The organism is Chelatococcus asaccharovorans, assembly GCF_003201475.1.
Classification (GTDB): Bacteria; Pseudomonadota; Alphaproteobacteria; order Rhizobiales; family Beijerinckiaceae; genus Chelatococcus; species Chelatococcus asaccharovorans.
Genome location: NZ_QJJK01000001.1, coordinates 182,553 through 196,379, shown reverse-complemented (window position 1 = coordinate 196,379; position 13,827 = coordinate 182,553). Strand labels below are relative to the sequence as shown.

Sequence of the window (13,827 nt, the reverse complement as noted above, 5' to 3'; positions counted from 1 at the left end):
GCTTTGTCCGGGTCCGCGTCGTGCAACCTGCAGGGGCCGCAGGTGTTTGCCTCGCGAATCGCGACACGGCACCACTGACCGGGAGGTGCATGCGGGCGATGAAAATCTTGAACCTGCAGCATCTTGACGCCGCAAAATCTTGGCACCGCAAAGTCTTAGTGCCGCCAAATCTTAGCGCCGCAAAGTCTTGGACCTGCAGAATCTTGGACCTGCAGAATTTTGGACCTGTAGAATTGTGGCACGACGCGAGCAACGCCCCGGGGGGGCGCTGCTCCTGATGTCGGGCCGGTTGGCCCGCCGAAGATCCTGCGTGCTCAGGGGTTCTGAGGGAACGCAATGGCCTGCAGGTTCGGATAGTCGATCTTGAGCTGTTTGCTCTTGCCTGTGACCTGCTGTGCAATAAAGGTGAATTTGTGCTTGCCCGCCGGGACGGGGAAGACGAGCGAGCCGGTGATTTCCTGACGGTCGTGCTCGTATTTCGAGACCTCTGTGACCGCCGGGGCTCCCACATTGATCCGCTTCACGGGCAAAGGCTTCTCATCGTCGGCCTGCAGGAAGGCGCGGATGGAGCAGGGACAGCCGTCGTCCGTCTCGCCTGCCTCGGCCTCGGCAGAAAACTGAACCAATACGTTCGACGGCGCGGAGACGTCTATTTCGACGCTGGCAATCGGTGTCCTTTCACTCTGGTCTATCTTGAACGACCTGTTGGAGTCCGGCATGTTATTGAAGGCGATGCTCGACGCGCTGGCGGCCGAGGCCCCCTGAGCCGCCAGGCTCGCAAACAGCACGCCGACGCATGCGGCGCTCCAACCCGTCAGGATCGTCCGGGTCATCGAATGAGAAGCGAAGTTCATTGTTTCCCTCTTGCGTAAATGTCGTGAATAAAGTCCTACTCGGCGCTTGATTTCGGCAGCATCCGCGCCACGACGCTGTCGTTCTTGATGTAATTGTGCCAAGCAGCCGCGCTCACGTGCAGGATCAGGATGGCGATCAAAGACATAGACAAGTAATAGTGGAGATTTCCGGTCAGGACGGCGGTCGGCTTGTCGGGTGGAAATGGAGCCGAAAGCGTCAGACCGAAGAAGTCGAAGCCGAGACCGAAGGCTCCTCTGTAGAGTTTCGTCAGAGGAATGGCGATCAACAGCATGTAGGTGACGGTCTTCGTCAGGGCGGCCAGGAGCCTCTGCCAGCGGGGTACCTGGAGCGGTGGTGGCGGTCCCGTCATCCGGCGGTATAACATCAGCAGTGTCAGCGGAACGATCAGTGTTCCAAAGGATCGATGCCAGAAATGCAATGAGTCGTAGGATTCGCTTGGGAATGGCGCATACGACAAGATAAAGCCGGCGATTATCAAGCCAATCGAGATTGCGCCGATACTCCAGTGCAGCGCAATGAGGGGCATGGAATAACGGAGGCCAGAGCCGGATCGTGACCGGCGGGTCGCAGGAATATTTTCGGCCATGGGGTATCTCTGGAATTTGTTCTTCTGGGAGAAAGATCGCGCCGATCCGATTTATTGTCAACAAAATAATATAGAATGTTGACGGTTCGCGTCATGAAGGGCGCGTGGTCCCCGCGCGGCGATGGCCGCACGTACATTTGCCAGGCTGGCGGCGCCACCGGCGCGCGGGATCGGGCGGCCGTATCGCTGCCGCGCGGATCACAGGCGCGCCCGACCTGCCTCACGCGGGTGCGATCCACCGCCGCGTCGACCGGGCGCTTCGATGCGGGAGCAAGAACCGGAGTTTGCGCGCTATCCCCGCAGGCTATGACAGCGCCAGGCCATCGCATCCATCCGACGGCCCGAAGCAACGACCAAGAGGCGTATCCATGAGCTTGCAAGAAGACAACAAGGCCATCGTCGGCCGCTGGTTCACCGATTTCTGGGGCAAGGCCTGTAATCTGAACGTAGTGGATGACATAGCCGCGCCGGACATGCTGCTGAAATACTCTCTGCATGAGCCCCGCAGGGGACGCGATGACATCAAGGCGTTCATGACCGATTTCCGCGCCGCCTTCCCTGACCTCAATTTCTGGGGCACGGCTGATCTCATCGCCGAGGGCGACTATGTGGTCGGCCAGTGGGACGGCGGGGGCACCCATACCGGTCCCGCGTTCGCGGATTTTCTCGCGGGCGGCCTGCCGGCCAATACGGGCCGGACCATGCGCTTTACCGGGATCACGGTTCTCAAGCTCAAGGGCGGCAAGATCATCGAGGAGATCGGACTAGACGACGGGGTTACCGCGCTGACGCAGCTCGGGCTGCTACGCGCTGTTTGATCGCGCCACGCCGGCGGCCCTTGCCTGCCCATCCTCTGGATGCCCTGCGCAGGAGCCGCCGGATCGCCCCTCATGGCAAATCCGACTTGAATGGAATCGCCTGATGCCATCCAAGTCGATGAATTTGCATATCAATTCATGAGCAAAGCAAATCCGCGACAGACGGACCTGCTCGACACGAAAATGGCGCTCCCCAGGACTGCTTCGGCGGAGCTGGGCGGCTCAAGCCGGAAAGCGAAGCCGCGGGCCGCCGCCCAGCCGTCCCCGGCGTGTCAAAGCATCGCGGCTCGCTCAGTCACGCAGCTCGGACACGAACTTCACGCGCAGAAAGGTCTCGAGCCCCTCAATACCGCCTTCGGAGCCATATCCGCTGCCGTTGACGCCCCCGAAGGGCGATTCCGGCGTCGATATACCTGCGTGATTAATGCCGACGAGACCAGCCTCCAGGCGCCGCGCCATCATGCTCGCCCTGGCTCCATTCCGCGTGAAGACATAGGCCGCCAGGCCGGGGTTCACCCGGTTGGCGCGCGCTATGACGTCCTCGCCGTCGTCGAAGCGAACCACCGGAGCGATCGGACCAAACGGCTCCTCGCGCATCACCGCCGCTTCGTCCGGCACGTCGACAAGGACGGTCGGCGCGAAGAAGAACCCGCGCCTCCCAAGCCTTTCACCGCCGGTGCAAAATGCGCCGCCCCGCGAAACGGCATCCTGGACGAGACGCTCCATCGCGTCGATCCGACGCGCGGCGATCAGCGGTCCCATCTCGGTGGTCTCGTCGAGCCCGCACCCAACGGAGATCGCCTGCGCCCGCGCCGCGAAGGCATCCAGGAAGCGATCGAAGACGGCCCGTTGGACAAAAAAACGGCTCGGGCAGACACAGACTTGCCCGGCGTTGCGAAATTTGAGGAAGGCGGCGAGCCGCGCTGCCGCATCGATATCCGCGTCGTCGAAGACGATGAAGGGCGCGTGGCCGCCGAGTTCCAGCGTGCAACGCTTCAGCGTCTCGGCCGCCAGTTTCTGCAGATGGATTCCGATCGGCACGCTCCCCGTGAAGGACACCTTTTGCGGAATCGGCGATCCGAGGAGATGCCGTGAGACCGCATCCGGCACGCCGAAGACGACGTTGAGGGCTCCCGCCGGCAAGCCGGCTTCCTCGAAGCACCGCGCGATCGCGATGCAGGTTCCGGGCGTCTCCTCGCTCGCCTTGATGATGATCGAGCATCCGGCGGCGAGGGCGCCGGCCACCTTGCGGATGACGTTGAGGCCAGGAAAGTTCCAGGCGACGAAGGCAGCCACCGGGCCGACGGGCTCCTTCATCACCATCTGGGTCGCGCCCGGAAACCGTGAGGGAATGATCCGACCGTAGGCGCGCTTGCCTTCCTCCGCATACCAGCGGGTGACGCCGATGACGAAGTCGACCTCCTGTCGCGCCTCGACGAGGGGCTTGCCCGCCTCCAGCGTGCAGATCCGGGCTATGGTCTCGCGGCGCTCGTCCATCAGCCGGGCGGCGCGCTCCATGACGACCTGGCGGGCGAGCGCCGACATCCCGCTCCACGCGGCGAATCCTCGCCGGCTCGCTTCAAGGGCCCGGTCGAGATCCGCGGCGCCAGCGAGTGGCAGCTCGGCCAGGACCTCCTCAGTTGCCGGGTCGACGACCGCTTGTCGCTCGCCCGAGCTGCCGGCCGTCCATTCACCGTCGATAAACATCCCCAGGTCTTCGTAATCGGACATAGTCGCTCTCCGATGCCGGAGACGATGCCCGGCGCATGGCTGCGAACACGGCTCCGCTGCATCCGGCGGACATAACCAGCTGCCGGCGGCGCCCTTTCAGAGCTCGACGAGCGTCCGCGGCGTCCTGCTGAGCACTTCCGGCTCGCCGTCGCCAATGATGACGGTCTCGCTGAAACCCGCCCCGTATCGCCCTATGATCCGAAGCATCAGTGGAAGATGAAATACCATGCCGGACAGCAACGGCCTGTCGTTCTTCTCGTTGATCACGTAGTGTGAGGTGTCCCGCCAGGATGGAGAAAAGCCAAGACCGACTGAATATCCGTAGTGATGGTGAAAGATGATCCTGTCGAGGATGGGATCGATCGCCTTGCGGCCGACTTCCGCGACCTGGGACGCGGGCGTGCCGGCGCGCAGGACCGGCAATATGGCGTCGAGGACGGCGTTCGAGGCGTCCGCGAGGGCCCCAAGGTCCGGGCTGGCCTTGCCGGCGACGGCGCACCGCATCACCGGCGCGGTGTATCGTGCAAAGCACCCCCCGAACTCGAGCCAGACCGGATCGCCGTCTCCGATCACTTCGCCACCGCGGTTGCTGTGCGGTACGCCCGTGCGCCAACCGACGCACACATAGGGGTCTGCTGACAACGGATGGCTGCCGGCCCGCACGGTCGCCCCGATGAGACTGGCCGCCACCTCGAAATCGGTCGCGCCCCGCCGAGCGGCGGTGAAGGCGGCCGTGACGCCGGCGTCCGTGAAGGTGGCGGCGCGGCGCAGGCATTCCTGTTCGGCGGCCGACTTCACCAGTCTGACCTCCTCGACGAGATTGCGCCGGCCGGTCGCGCCGAGCCCACTGATGAGCCGGGAGACGACATCGTGAGGCGCATAGGTCAAGCCGCTGTCGACGACGACCTGACCCGTCGCCAAACCACGCCGATCGAATTCGCGGACGACGAAGGGGAGGGGGTCGTCGCCCGGGCGCCAGGCTGCCGCCACCTCGGCACCGACGGCGCTGGCCTCAAAGCGAGCCCGTTCGAACTCCGGGATGACGAGCACGGGCGTGCCGGACCGTGGCACCGCCAGGAACATCATGTCTAGCGTTGATTGTGTGAAATACCCAACGAGATAGCAGACGTTTGAGGGATTTGTTGTAACAAAAACGTCGATATTTTCGACGTTCATCGCCTCCCGGAGCTTGCGAATTCTCTGCTCATATTCCGAGTCGTTGAAATATATCTCGCGAATTGTCATCGTCTCACCGTGCGGTATAGCCGCCGTAACCCGCATCACTTTTAGAGATATTCGCTGGATGCTTGCTGTCGGCCTCATCCTTTGGTGGACGTGATAGCACGTACTGGTCTATAAAGAAGGGCCAGAATTGGGAAAAGTCGGTCGGCCAGTGCATCGTCGTCCGTGGTGGAGAGATCGGGATGGCCCGCATCAAGAGGCTCATCGACCTGCCGAAGGTTCAACTCGATCGGTCGGACGCGACACCCCTCAATCGCCAGATCGAGCGACAGCTGCGAGAGCTGATCCTGTCGGGGGACCTGCGGCCCCAGATGCGTCTGCCGAGCACGCGGCAACTGGCCGATGGTCTTGGATGTTCGCGCGGGACCGTGGTCGGTGCCATTGAACAGTTGATCGCGGAAGGCTTCCTGAACTCGTCGTCGCGATCGGGAACCTTCGTCGTCGGGCCGCTCCTCCGCGATGCGGCCGATCGTCGTGGCGACAAGCATGCAGCGCGTCCGGTCAAGCCGGCGCGGCTGTCGCTTCTCGGTGAATTCCTGGCCGACGCCCAGCGCCCGACCTACCGGCCTGGCACGGCGTTTTCCACCGGGACTCCCGACGTCCGGGACTTCCCCTTCGCGATATGGTCTCGTCTGTGCCGAAGCGTTTGGCGACAACCGCCGCGCGATGTCGTCTACAATCAGGATCCAGCGGGATACCTGCCCCTGCGGAAGGCGATCGCCGCCTATCTTCATGATACGCGCGGCATGCGGTTCGAGCCGTCCAACGTCTTCATCACCTCCGGCTCGCAGCAGGGGCTCGATCTCGTCGCTCGGCTCCTGTTGAACGAGGGCGATCGCGTGTGGATGGAGGAGCCCGGTTTCATTGAGGCGCGCTACGCTCTGAGATCGGTTGGCGCCGGCGCGGTCGCCGTGCCGGTTGACAGCGAAGGCCTGTCGGTCGCCGACGGCCGTCGCCGCGCTCCCGACGCCAGGCTCGCTATCGTCACCCCGTCGCACCAGTATCCCATGGGAATGATCATGAGCTATGCGCGCCGCATTGAGCTCTTGGACTGGGCCCGCCAGGCCGACGCGTGGATATTGGAAGACGACTACGACAGCGAATCCCGTCATTCCGGCGCCCCGCTGCCGGCCTTGCAGGCGCTTGATGCCGATGAGACGGTCATCTACATGGGGACGTTCTCCAAGGCTCTGTTTTCAGCATTGAGAATTGGCTATCTCGTCCTTCCGCCAAGATTGATGGAGCGCTTTTGCCGCGCCCGCTACAATCTTGATCCGTTCACCAGCCTGATGGCGCAGCCCGTCTTGACCCGCTTCATCGAAGACGGGCATTTCGCCAGCTATATTCAGAAGACTCGACGCAAGCTCGCTGCGCGGCGAGAGAGTGTCGTATCGGCCGCCAGGGACTATTTCGGTGACGCCTTCGCGTTCCAGGGCGACAAGGCCGGGCTCTATGTCACGGCCGTCTTCTCGGGGCCGTTGCGCGGCCGGTCGGATGACGAGGCGGCCCGGAAAGCGCTCGCGGCCGGCGTCGTCGTGGCGCCGCTGAGCTCCTATTATCAGGGACCTGCGACCGCGCAGGGGCTCATCCTCGGCTTCGGCTCGGTCGACGAAAAGACGATACGTGCCGGCATGGCGACGCTGTCCTCAGTCATCGACCGATAGGGCGGCTGAGCGCTGGACCCCTGGGCGGGGCAGGCGGCCTCGGGATGGTCCCGTCAGAGCAGCTTCGAGAGAAAGGCCCGGAGCCTCTCGTTGGTCGGACAACCGAAGAATGGCTCCGGGGTCGCGTCGACCTGCAGCAACCCATCGGCAAAGAAGAGGATTCGGTCGGCGATCTCGCGCGCGAAACTCATCTCGTGAGTGACGATGATCATCGTCATTCCGGTCCGCGCCAATTCCCGGATCGCGTCCAGGACTTCCTTGATCATTTCCGGATCGAGCGCGGATGTCGGCTCGTCGAAGAGCATGGCCAGCGGCTCCATCGCCAGCGCTCTGGCGATCGCCACCCGCTGCTGCTGGCCTCCGGACAATTGGCCCGGATACTTGTCGACCTGATCGCGGATTCCGACGCGCTCCAGCAATCGCTCCGCCCGTTCGTTGGCCTCCTCCCGCGACAGGCCGCGCGCGGTGATCGGCGCGAGCGTGATGTTGTCGCGTACCGACATGTGCCCGAACAGGTTGAAGCTCTGGAACACCATGCCGACCTCGCGGCGGATCTCCCGGAGCACCTTCCGGTTCCCGGGCAACCGCAGGCCGTTGACGGTGATCGAGCCGCTTTGGATGCCCTCGAGCCCATTCAGCGTGCGCAGGAAGGTCGACTTTCCGCCGCCGGACGGTCCGACGATGCAGACCACCTCGCCGGAGCGAACCGACGTGGAAATCCCACGCAGGACCTCGAAGGATCCATAGCTCTTGTGAATGCTGTCGCAGGAGATCAGGGGGCGGTCTGAGCCCACCATGCCGCCGCTGGGAACCTCGCTCTGGCCCGTCATGAATGCCTCTGGTCAGTGTCCGATCTCGGCGCGCAACCTGCGCTCCTTATATCGCGCTATCATGCTGAGGGGGAAAATCATGATGAAATAGATGACAGCAACAACGGAAATCATCTCAACATATCGAAATGTCTCCGCAGCGATGAGGCTGGCCTCGTAGAATAGGTCTCCAACCGCAATTGTTGAAAGCAAGGCCGATACTTTTATCAGTTCGGTCAGGAAGCCCATCAGGGCGGGCGCCATCCGCCGCAGGGCGGGCGGAATGATGATCGCCGTCCAGATGTGAAGGGTCGGAATGCCTAGGGCCAGTCCCGCCTCGGTCTGGCCGCGCGGCACGGCGAGAATGCCCGCTCGGAATATCTCCGCGAGATAGGCGCCTGCGTACAGGGACATGGCGACAAGGCCGCAGATCGGGGCCGAAAGCCGGACATTCAGGAAGAGAGGGAGACATGAATAGACCCAGAATATCACGACAAGTTCTGGTACTGTCCGGAACAGATTCACATAGGCGTTGGCAAGAAGGCGTTGCTGGCGGTTGCCGTACAGCTTGCTCAGGCAGGCGACGGACCCGAGCACGGTGCCGATCCCCAGCGAAGCGCCGCAGACCCAGATCGTCGTGATCAACCCCTTCATGAGGAGCGGGATGCCGTTCTCGATGACGTGGAGATCGAAGTCCATGGTGTCCTACCCGTCTGCCCGCGCGAACCGCCTTTCGAGCAGCGCTGCGCCGAAGTTCAGGATGTTTCCGAACAGGAGATAGGCTGCCGCGGCGAAGGTGATCAGCTCGATCTGCTTGAAGGAATGGTTGCTCAGGCGAGCCGTCACCGTCATGAGCTCGTTCACCTGGATGACCGACAGGATGGCTGTCGCCTTGAAGAAGCTGATGGCGAGATTGGTGAGCGCGGGGACCATCGTGCGGATCGCCGGCGGTAGGATAACGCGCGTCCACCGCGTCCACGATGACAGCCCCAACGCGTAGGCGGCGTCCCATTGTCCGCGTGGGATCCCCTCGATACCCGCTCGCACGATCTCCGTGAAATAGGCGCTGGCCTGTAGCGAGATCGCGAGAAGGCCGCTCTGCAGCGCCGTCGTGCTGTGTCCGGTTACCAGCGGCAGTGCGAAGTGGATCCAGATCACCTGGACGAGGAGAGGCGTATTCCGCCACACTTCGACATAGGCGACGATCGTCCATCGCACGGGCGCGATACGAGTCTGGCTGACGACGGCGAGCACGATACCCATGGAGAGGCCGACGATCGCCGATATGGAGGCGATCAGGAAGGTCATCCCAAGTCCTGAAAGGAGAGCATATCGATATCGCCAGAGAACGCTGAAGTCGAGCGATCTGACGATCGACCAGTCGACAACGCGCCACAAGACGAGGCCCAAGAGGACGACGACCGCGAGCGAGACGATCGTCCCGCCCATGCCACCTCCGCGCGGCTCCTCGGTCATGGGTGTTTCCATGCGGGCTTCCTGGGCGCCGCCCTGATCATCGAGGATACTGGCTCCGCGGCGCGCTATCCTCAGTAGCGGTGCCGATGCCGCGGCCGAACGGGGCCGACCCGGCGCGTCGCGTCCGGTGCGCGCCAAGCCCGTCGTGTCGACGTCGCCGACCATCGCTCAGTGCGTCTCTTTCTTGGCATACCACTTTGCATAGAGCTTGCCCTTCGCTCCGGTCGCTTCCGCAATTTCGAGAAATACATTCAGGAACTGCTGGAACTGGTATTCCCCGGGCGCGACCGCCCAAGACGAGCCTTTCGGCAGAACCGGCTTGTCGTCGAGTTCACGGAGGTTCAACTGGTTGCCCTCGGCGAGAAAATTGCGGACCGTGATCGTATCGGTCATCGCGGCGTCCGCGCGCCCGGTCGCCACTTCGAAGAAGATGTTCGACAGCTTGTCCGTAACCAGCGAATGGACCGATGCGGCCGTATTGGCCTTCAGATAGCTCTCCTCGTTCGATCCAGCCGTCACGGCGACGGTGACGTTCGGGTTGTCGATATCCGCATAGGTCTTGATCGGGGAACCGCTGCGGGTGACGGCGCTGAGCGTGTTGACGTGATAGGGATTGATGAACAGCACGGCGGCAGCGCGCTTAGCACCGCGCGACAGTCCGGCCATGACGACGTCGCATTTTCCGGTCTGCAGGCTGACGATCACCGTACTCCAGGTCGAGTCGACATACTCCGTCTTCACGCCCAGTTCCTGCGCGACGAGTTCGCTCATGTCGACGTTGAAACCGACCCACTTCCCGGTCTGGGGATCCTTGTAGCTGCTCGGAACGGAGTCCGCGAAGCAAATTCGCATCACGCCGCGGTCTTGAATTTCCTTGATCTTTCCGTCTGCAGCGGCGGACGGATTGGCCATGAAGCCGACGCCGATGAGCAAAGCCGACGCGAGGAGGCGCCTGTACATGTCGAATTTCCTTCTCTGGTCTGTTGTTTTTGAGATCTAAAGTAATCCAAACTTGAATAGTATTCGATGCGTTCATCGAAGCCGGCGAATGGGCTCGTCACCTTCAAAGGGGGCAAGTCCGCAAAAGACGGCCTTCCACTAAGACCAGGACCCATCAATCCGGTTCCCATCATATGAACGGGTCCTGACCCCGGAAATCACGTAAGCGCTCCCCGCGCCGCGACCTCCCACACTTGCTCGACGACACCATCCCGCACGGCGACGATCCAGTCGTGCAGATTGACCGTGGGATCGCAATGCCCGGGAACAAGCGCGAGGCGCTCGCCGAGCATCAGGCTGGCGCCCTGGGTAAGCGCGATGGTCCCGTGCTCGTCGGACCCGAGATTATAGGACAAGTCGGGCCGCCCCACGATGAGCGGGGCGCCTGAATCGCTGGCCACAGCCTTCAGCCCGGCATCCGCCGAGGCGCGACCGACGCAGGCGGTGCTCATGACCGTCGTGTGGACGAACAGACTATGCTCGAATCCGGTGCCCCGCACGCCGCCTTCAAGCTCGTTCCGGCCGTAGTCGGCATCCATGAAGGCGTACGATCCGCACTGCAGTTCCGTCCATTCGGGCCGATCAATATCCTGAAACAGGGTGCCGGTGCCGCCGCCGGTCACGACGGGGCAGGCGATCCCCAAACGTCCGAGTTCGGCGATCGTGCGACGGACCAGCGCCGCCGCCTCGTTGATCGTGGCGCGACGCTCCTCTACCGTGCGTTTGTGCTGTGCTGAGCCATGATAGGCCTGCAATCCGCCGAAGACGAGATGGGGCGACTGCTCGACGACGGCGGCAAGTCCTGCGGCCGCGGCGGGATCGGAGAGGCCGGCCCGATGGCCGCCAACGTCGATCTCGACCAACACCCTGACTTGAGCACCCGCGGCGGCGCATGCGCTGCTCAGCGCGCGCGCCACGCTCGCGTCGTCGACGCAGACGCCGAGTGCCGTGCCGAGCGCGAGTTCCGCGACGCGCTCGAGCTTTGCCGGGGTGACGACTTCGTTGGTGATCAGGATGTCAGTGATGCCGGCGGCGGCCATGACCTCGGCTTCCGACACCTTCTGGCAGCAGACGCCGACAGCGCCACGCCGAATCTGATCGAATGCGACCCGCGGCGTCTTGTGCATCTTCGCGTGGGGGCGCAATCGCTTTCCCGCGCGTGAGACGATTCCGGCCATCTTGTCGAGGTTCCGCTCATAGGCGGCCAGATCCAACACCAGAGCCGGGGTATCGACCTCGCCGACGCGCATTCCCGGTGCGGCGGGTGCGCGAGCCTTCCACGAGAAAGGCTCGCGAAAGCGCGATCCCATGTCGGCGCGACCCGCCCGCTCGTCCCCCCGCCGATCCCCCAACGCCAGATCCTCCAACGCCAGATCCTCCAACGCCCGGTCCCCCAATGCCTGATCCGCTATATTTCCGTCCCCGAACGCCACTGACATGGCTCCCAATCCCAGCGCTGGCGTCCCACGGCCGCCGCGTTCCATCATCGAAGTGGCATGTTATCGGGATCATGGCCCAGCTTGGAGGGCCACAATCGAAATAACCTCATGTACCAGTTGCCGTCGGCCCCCGCGTGCGGATGGCTGAAGGCCGGAGCATGGGCGGCGACATCCTGGGCTGCTGAAAATGCGCCTTTCTGGCTCTTTGACCTATGCCAGAAATGGAAACGCTGATGATGGTCCGGCCGACCTGGCCGTCTTTCTTGGAGGCTGTCATGCAATGTCGAAGGCGCGTCGCCCAGGCGGCGCTCACCCTGCTGATGCTGAGCTCCCCGATCGCTGTGCCGATGGCGCAGGAGCTTGTCAATGAACTGCCTGATGGTGCGCGGCTGTATCGGTCGGCGTGTCCGTCGGACGACATCGCCGCGCTCGGTGGGCTCTGCTACCGCCTTGAGGTCGCGGAGAACCGCTCGAAAGCGGGGGGGCGATCGGTCAAGGTTCCGATTGTCGTCTTTCCCGGATCATCGCGTCAGGAGAGGCCGGATCCCGTGTTCTGGTTTCAGGGCGGGCCGAGCTACGGAATCACGGCGAGCTACAAGGGTATCCTCGGCTTCAAGGACGCCTTCGACGGTCGCGATATCGTCCTGACCGAGTTTCGTGGGGGACCGAAGGCCGAACCGGCCTTGCAGTGCCCCGACGAGAACTACGTCTACAGCGAGGTCGTCGCCAAGGGGCCAGGGACGGGCGACAAGGTCAAACTCTGGAGCGATTTCCTGTCGAAATGCTACAAGACCTTGCTTCAAGAGAACATAGATCCAAACCAGTATAATGACTACACGCAGGCGTTCGACACCGATGATGTTCGTAAATTACTGAAATACGATAAAATCAACGTCGGTGGAGGTTCCGCGGGCGGTGGCACGGCGATGGCATATCTGAAGTATTTCCCGGACCATGTCCGCGCAGTCGTCCTGGACAGCGCATGGTTGAACAGCCTGAAATACAGACCAATGCTCACCGAGTTGCAGGGGTGGCGGCTGACTTATGAAGATCTTGCCGACCGCTGCAAGCTCGACGCGGCCTGTGCGCGCGCCTTTCCGACCTTCGCCTTCGACCTGAACCGCGCGCGCGCCGCCCTGGACGCGCATCCGTGGACGTTCGTCATCACCGACCGGACGACCGGCAAGCCTCGGGAGATCGTCTTCGAGGGGATGGATCTTGAGTGGCTCGTCTATCACTTTCTCTTCGATGACAAATACAATCAACTGCCCGCGCTGTTCGATGACATTATCAAGGGCAGACCGGAGAGCTTGGCGAAGGCCGTCGATTTCCAGAAGATGTTCTCAAGCCCATATTACTTCCGTTCTCCGCCTGAGGTGCGGGCATTCGGACATTATTGGGCGTCGACATGCGGCAACGCCGGCGCTGCCAAACTGACGACCGACGATGCCTTGGCGATGATTGCCGCCGAGCCGGCCCTGCTGCTGTGGGAGCGTCCGCTGACCATGTGCGCCTGGTGGCCGGGGCAGGGCGACGTTCCCGCCAGTCTCGCAGCTCCGGTGGTGTCCGACAAGCCGGTCCTGTTGCTGACCGGTCAGGTCGATGCCTGCTGCTCGACCCGATGGGCCGATCATGCGATGCGCTACCTGTCCGCCGCGCAGTCCGTGGAGGCTCCATGGACCGGCCACGGTCCGCTCTCCTACGCGTCCCCATGCCTGCTGGCCATCACCCGGCAATATCTGCGTCAGCCGAATGGGCCAGTGGACAAACGGTGCCTGGCGGACTTCAAGCAGAAGGGCTGGCAGGTCCAATAGGGCAGCCCGCTTTTGCCAGGGGGGCGTCGGGCGCATGCGACGAGCCGGCGTCCCCGATATTCGGGGACTGCGCGCCGGAGAACGCGGCCTTGGATGCCTGGCTTGCAGATCATCGAAGAGCCCGGACGCAATCACTCATTGACCGGTTGCGGCAGGCGAAGCAGGCGGGTTTGCTTCCGGCGAGCTTCGACGAAGTGGCCATCGGCGATTGCGGCGCCACGCTGTCCTAGTGGAGCGAATTTGACATTTGAGTCCCGCCTGACATCAAGCTCCAGATCAAATGTCAAATTCAAAAGCTCCACTAGAACCAGTAACTTGCTAGTGGTTTTCTTGACTCCGACATTGGCTCCGAGGGTGCTATCGGGCGGATGCA

12 protein-coding genes are annotated in these 13,827 nt (G+C 62.8%); 3 read left to right on the top strand and 9 right to left on the bottom strand.

Annotated elements, in window-relative coordinates:
• Nucleotides 1–314 precede the first annotated feature (314 nt).
• Together C7450_RS00950 and C7450_RS00945 are read right to left on the bottom strand one after the other, a co-directional pair.
• Complete coding sequence (locus tag C7450_RS00950; protein WP_170146990.1) at nucleotides 315–833, bottom strand: hypothetical protein; 519 nt, start codon at nucleotides 831–833, stop codon at nucleotides 315–317.
• 56 nt (nucleotides 834–889) lie between these two features.
• A complete protein-coding gene (locus tag C7450_RS00945) occupies nucleotides 890–1,462 on the bottom strand; it encodes a cytochrome b (protein ID WP_110372518.1) in 573 nt (190 codons plus the stop codon).
• A 368-nt stretch (nucleotides 1,463–1,830) separates the two neighbouring features.
• Between C7450_RS00945 and C7450_RS00940 the strand changes: the two genes are divergently transcribed.
• Nucleotides 1,831–2,280 carry an ester cyclase gene (locus C7450_RS00940; RefSeq protein ID WP_110372517.1) on the top strand — a complete coding sequence of 150 codons (450 nt, stop codon included), beginning with the start codon at nucleotides 1,831–1,833 and terminating at the stop codon, nucleotides 2,278–2,280.
• Nucleotides 2,281–2,571: 291 nt separating this feature from the next.
• Here the strand turns inward: C7450_RS00940 and C7450_RS00935 are convergent, their stop codons facing one another.
• Together C7450_RS00935 and C7450_RS00930 are read right to left on the bottom strand one after the other, a co-directional pair.
• Complete coding sequence (locus C7450_RS00935) at nucleotides 2,572–4,011, bottom strand: NAD-dependent succinate-semialdehyde dehydrogenase (RefSeq protein ID WP_110372516.1); 1,440 nt, start codon at nucleotides 4,009–4,011, stop codon at nucleotides 2,572–2,574.
• A 96-nt stretch (nucleotides 4,012–4,107) separates the two neighbouring features.
• A complete protein-coding gene (locus C7450_RS00930; RefSeq protein WP_267211405.1) occupies nucleotides 4,108–5,256 on the bottom strand; it encodes a M24 family metallopeptidase in 1,149 nt (382 codons plus the stop codon).
• Between the two features lie 179 nt (nucleotides 5,257–5,435).
• On the opposite strand from C7450_RS00930, the gene pdxR reads away from it, so the two are divergent.
• Nucleotides 5,436–6,917 carry a MocR-like pyridoxine biosynthesis transcription factor PdxR gene (pdxR, locus tag C7450_RS00925; protein ID WP_110372514.1) on the top strand — a complete coding sequence of 494 codons (1,482 nt, stop codon included), beginning with the start codon at nucleotides 5,436–5,438 and terminating at the stop codon, nucleotides 6,915–6,917.
• Nucleotides 6,918–6,970: 53 nt separating this feature from the next.
• On the opposite strand, the gene C7450_RS00920 is transcribed toward pdxR, so the two are convergent.
• The 5 genes from C7450_RS00920 to C7450_RS00900 form a co-directional block, all read right to left on the bottom strand.
• On the bottom strand, nucleotides 6,971–7,747 hold the full coding sequence (locus tag C7450_RS00920) for an amino acid ABC transporter ATP-binding protein (RefSeq protein ID WP_110372513.1): 777 nt from the start codon (nucleotides 7,745–7,747) through the stop codon (nucleotides 6,971–6,973).
• 12 nt (nucleotides 7,748–7,759) lie between these two features.
• Nucleotides 7,760–8,425, bottom strand: coding sequence for an amino acid ABC transporter permease (locus C7450_RS00915; protein WP_110372512.1), 666 nt, complete (start codon nucleotides 8,423–8,425; stop codon nucleotides 7,760–7,762).
• 6 nt (nucleotides 8,426–8,431) lie between these two features.
• Nucleotides 8,432–9,214 (bottom strand): amino acid ABC transporter permease, encoded by a 783-nt coding sequence (locus tag C7450_RS00910; protein WP_170146988.1) that lies wholly within the window; start codon nucleotides 9,212–9,214, stop codon nucleotides 8,432–8,434.
• Between the two features lie 156 nt (nucleotides 9,215–9,370).
• Nucleotides 9,371–10,162 carry an ABC transporter substrate-binding protein gene (locus C7450_RS00905; protein WP_110372510.1) on the bottom strand — a complete coding sequence of 264 codons (792 nt, stop codon included), beginning with the start codon at nucleotides 10,160–10,162 and terminating at the stop codon, nucleotides 9,371–9,373.
• 197 nt (nucleotides 10,163–10,359) lie between these two features.
• Entirely contained in the window at nucleotides 10,360–11,640 is a 1,281-nt protein-coding gene (locus C7450_RS00900) for a DSD1 family PLP-dependent enzyme (protein WP_245449418.1), read from the bottom strand.
• 275 nt (nucleotides 11,641–11,915) lie between these two features.
• Between C7450_RS00900 and C7450_RS00890 the strand changes: the two genes are divergently transcribed.
• Nucleotides 11,916–13,454, top strand: coding sequence for an alpha/beta fold hydrolase (locus C7450_RS00890; protein ID WP_170146987.1), 1,539 nt, complete (start codon nucleotides 11,916–11,918; stop codon nucleotides 13,452–13,454).
• Nucleotides 13,455–13,827 lie beyond the last annotated feature (373 nt).

Excerpts from the sequence above, each read along its gene's own strand:
- C7450_RS00930 (WP_267211405.1), bottom strand. The coding sequence starts at position 5,256 with ATGACAATTCGCGAGATATATTTCAACGACTCGGAATATGAGCAGAGA.
- C7450_RS00915 (WP_110372512.1), bottom strand. The coding sequence starts at position 8,425 with ATGGACTTCGATCTCCACGTCATCGAGAACGGCATCCCGCTCCTCATG.
- pdxR (WP_110372514.1), top strand. The coding sequence starts at position 5,436 with ATGGCCCGCATCAAGAGGCTCATCGACCTGCCGAAGGTTCAACTCGAT.
- C7450_RS00945 (WP_110372518.1), bottom strand. The coding sequence starts at position 1,462 with ATGGCCGAAAATATTCCTGCGACCCGCCGGTCACGATCCGGCTCTGGC.
- C7450_RS00940 (WP_110372517.1), top strand. The coding sequence starts at position 1,831 with ATGAGCTTGCAAGAAGACAACAAGGCCATCGTCGGCCGCTGGTTCACC.
- C7450_RS00905 (WP_110372510.1), bottom strand. The coding sequence starts at position 10,162 with ATGTACAGGCGCCTCCTCGCGTCGGCTTTGCTCATCGGCGTCGGCTTC.
- C7450_RS00950 (WP_170146990.1), bottom strand. The coding sequence starts at position 833 with ATGACCCGGACGATCCTGACGGGTTGGAGCGCCGCATGCGTCGGCGTG.
- C7450_RS00900 (WP_245449418.1), bottom strand. The coding sequence starts at position 11,640 with ATGTCAGTGGCGTTCGGGGACGGAAATATAGCGGATCAGGCATTGGGG.
- C7450_RS00935 (WP_110372516.1), bottom strand. The coding sequence starts at position 4,011 with ATGTCCGATTACGAAGACCTGGGGATGTTTATCGACGGTGAATGGACG.
- C7450_RS00920 (WP_110372513.1), bottom strand. The coding sequence starts at position 7,747 with ATGACGGGCCAGAGCGAGGTTCCCAGCGGCGGCATGGTGGGCTCAGAC.
- C7450_RS00910 (WP_170146988.1), bottom strand. The coding sequence starts at position 9,214 with ATGGAAACACCCATGACCGAGGAGCCGCGCGGAGGTGGCATGGGCGGG.
- C7450_RS00890 (WP_170146987.1), top strand. The coding sequence starts at position 11,916 with ATGCAATGTCGAAGGCGCGTCGCCCAGGCGGCGCTCACCCTGCTGATG.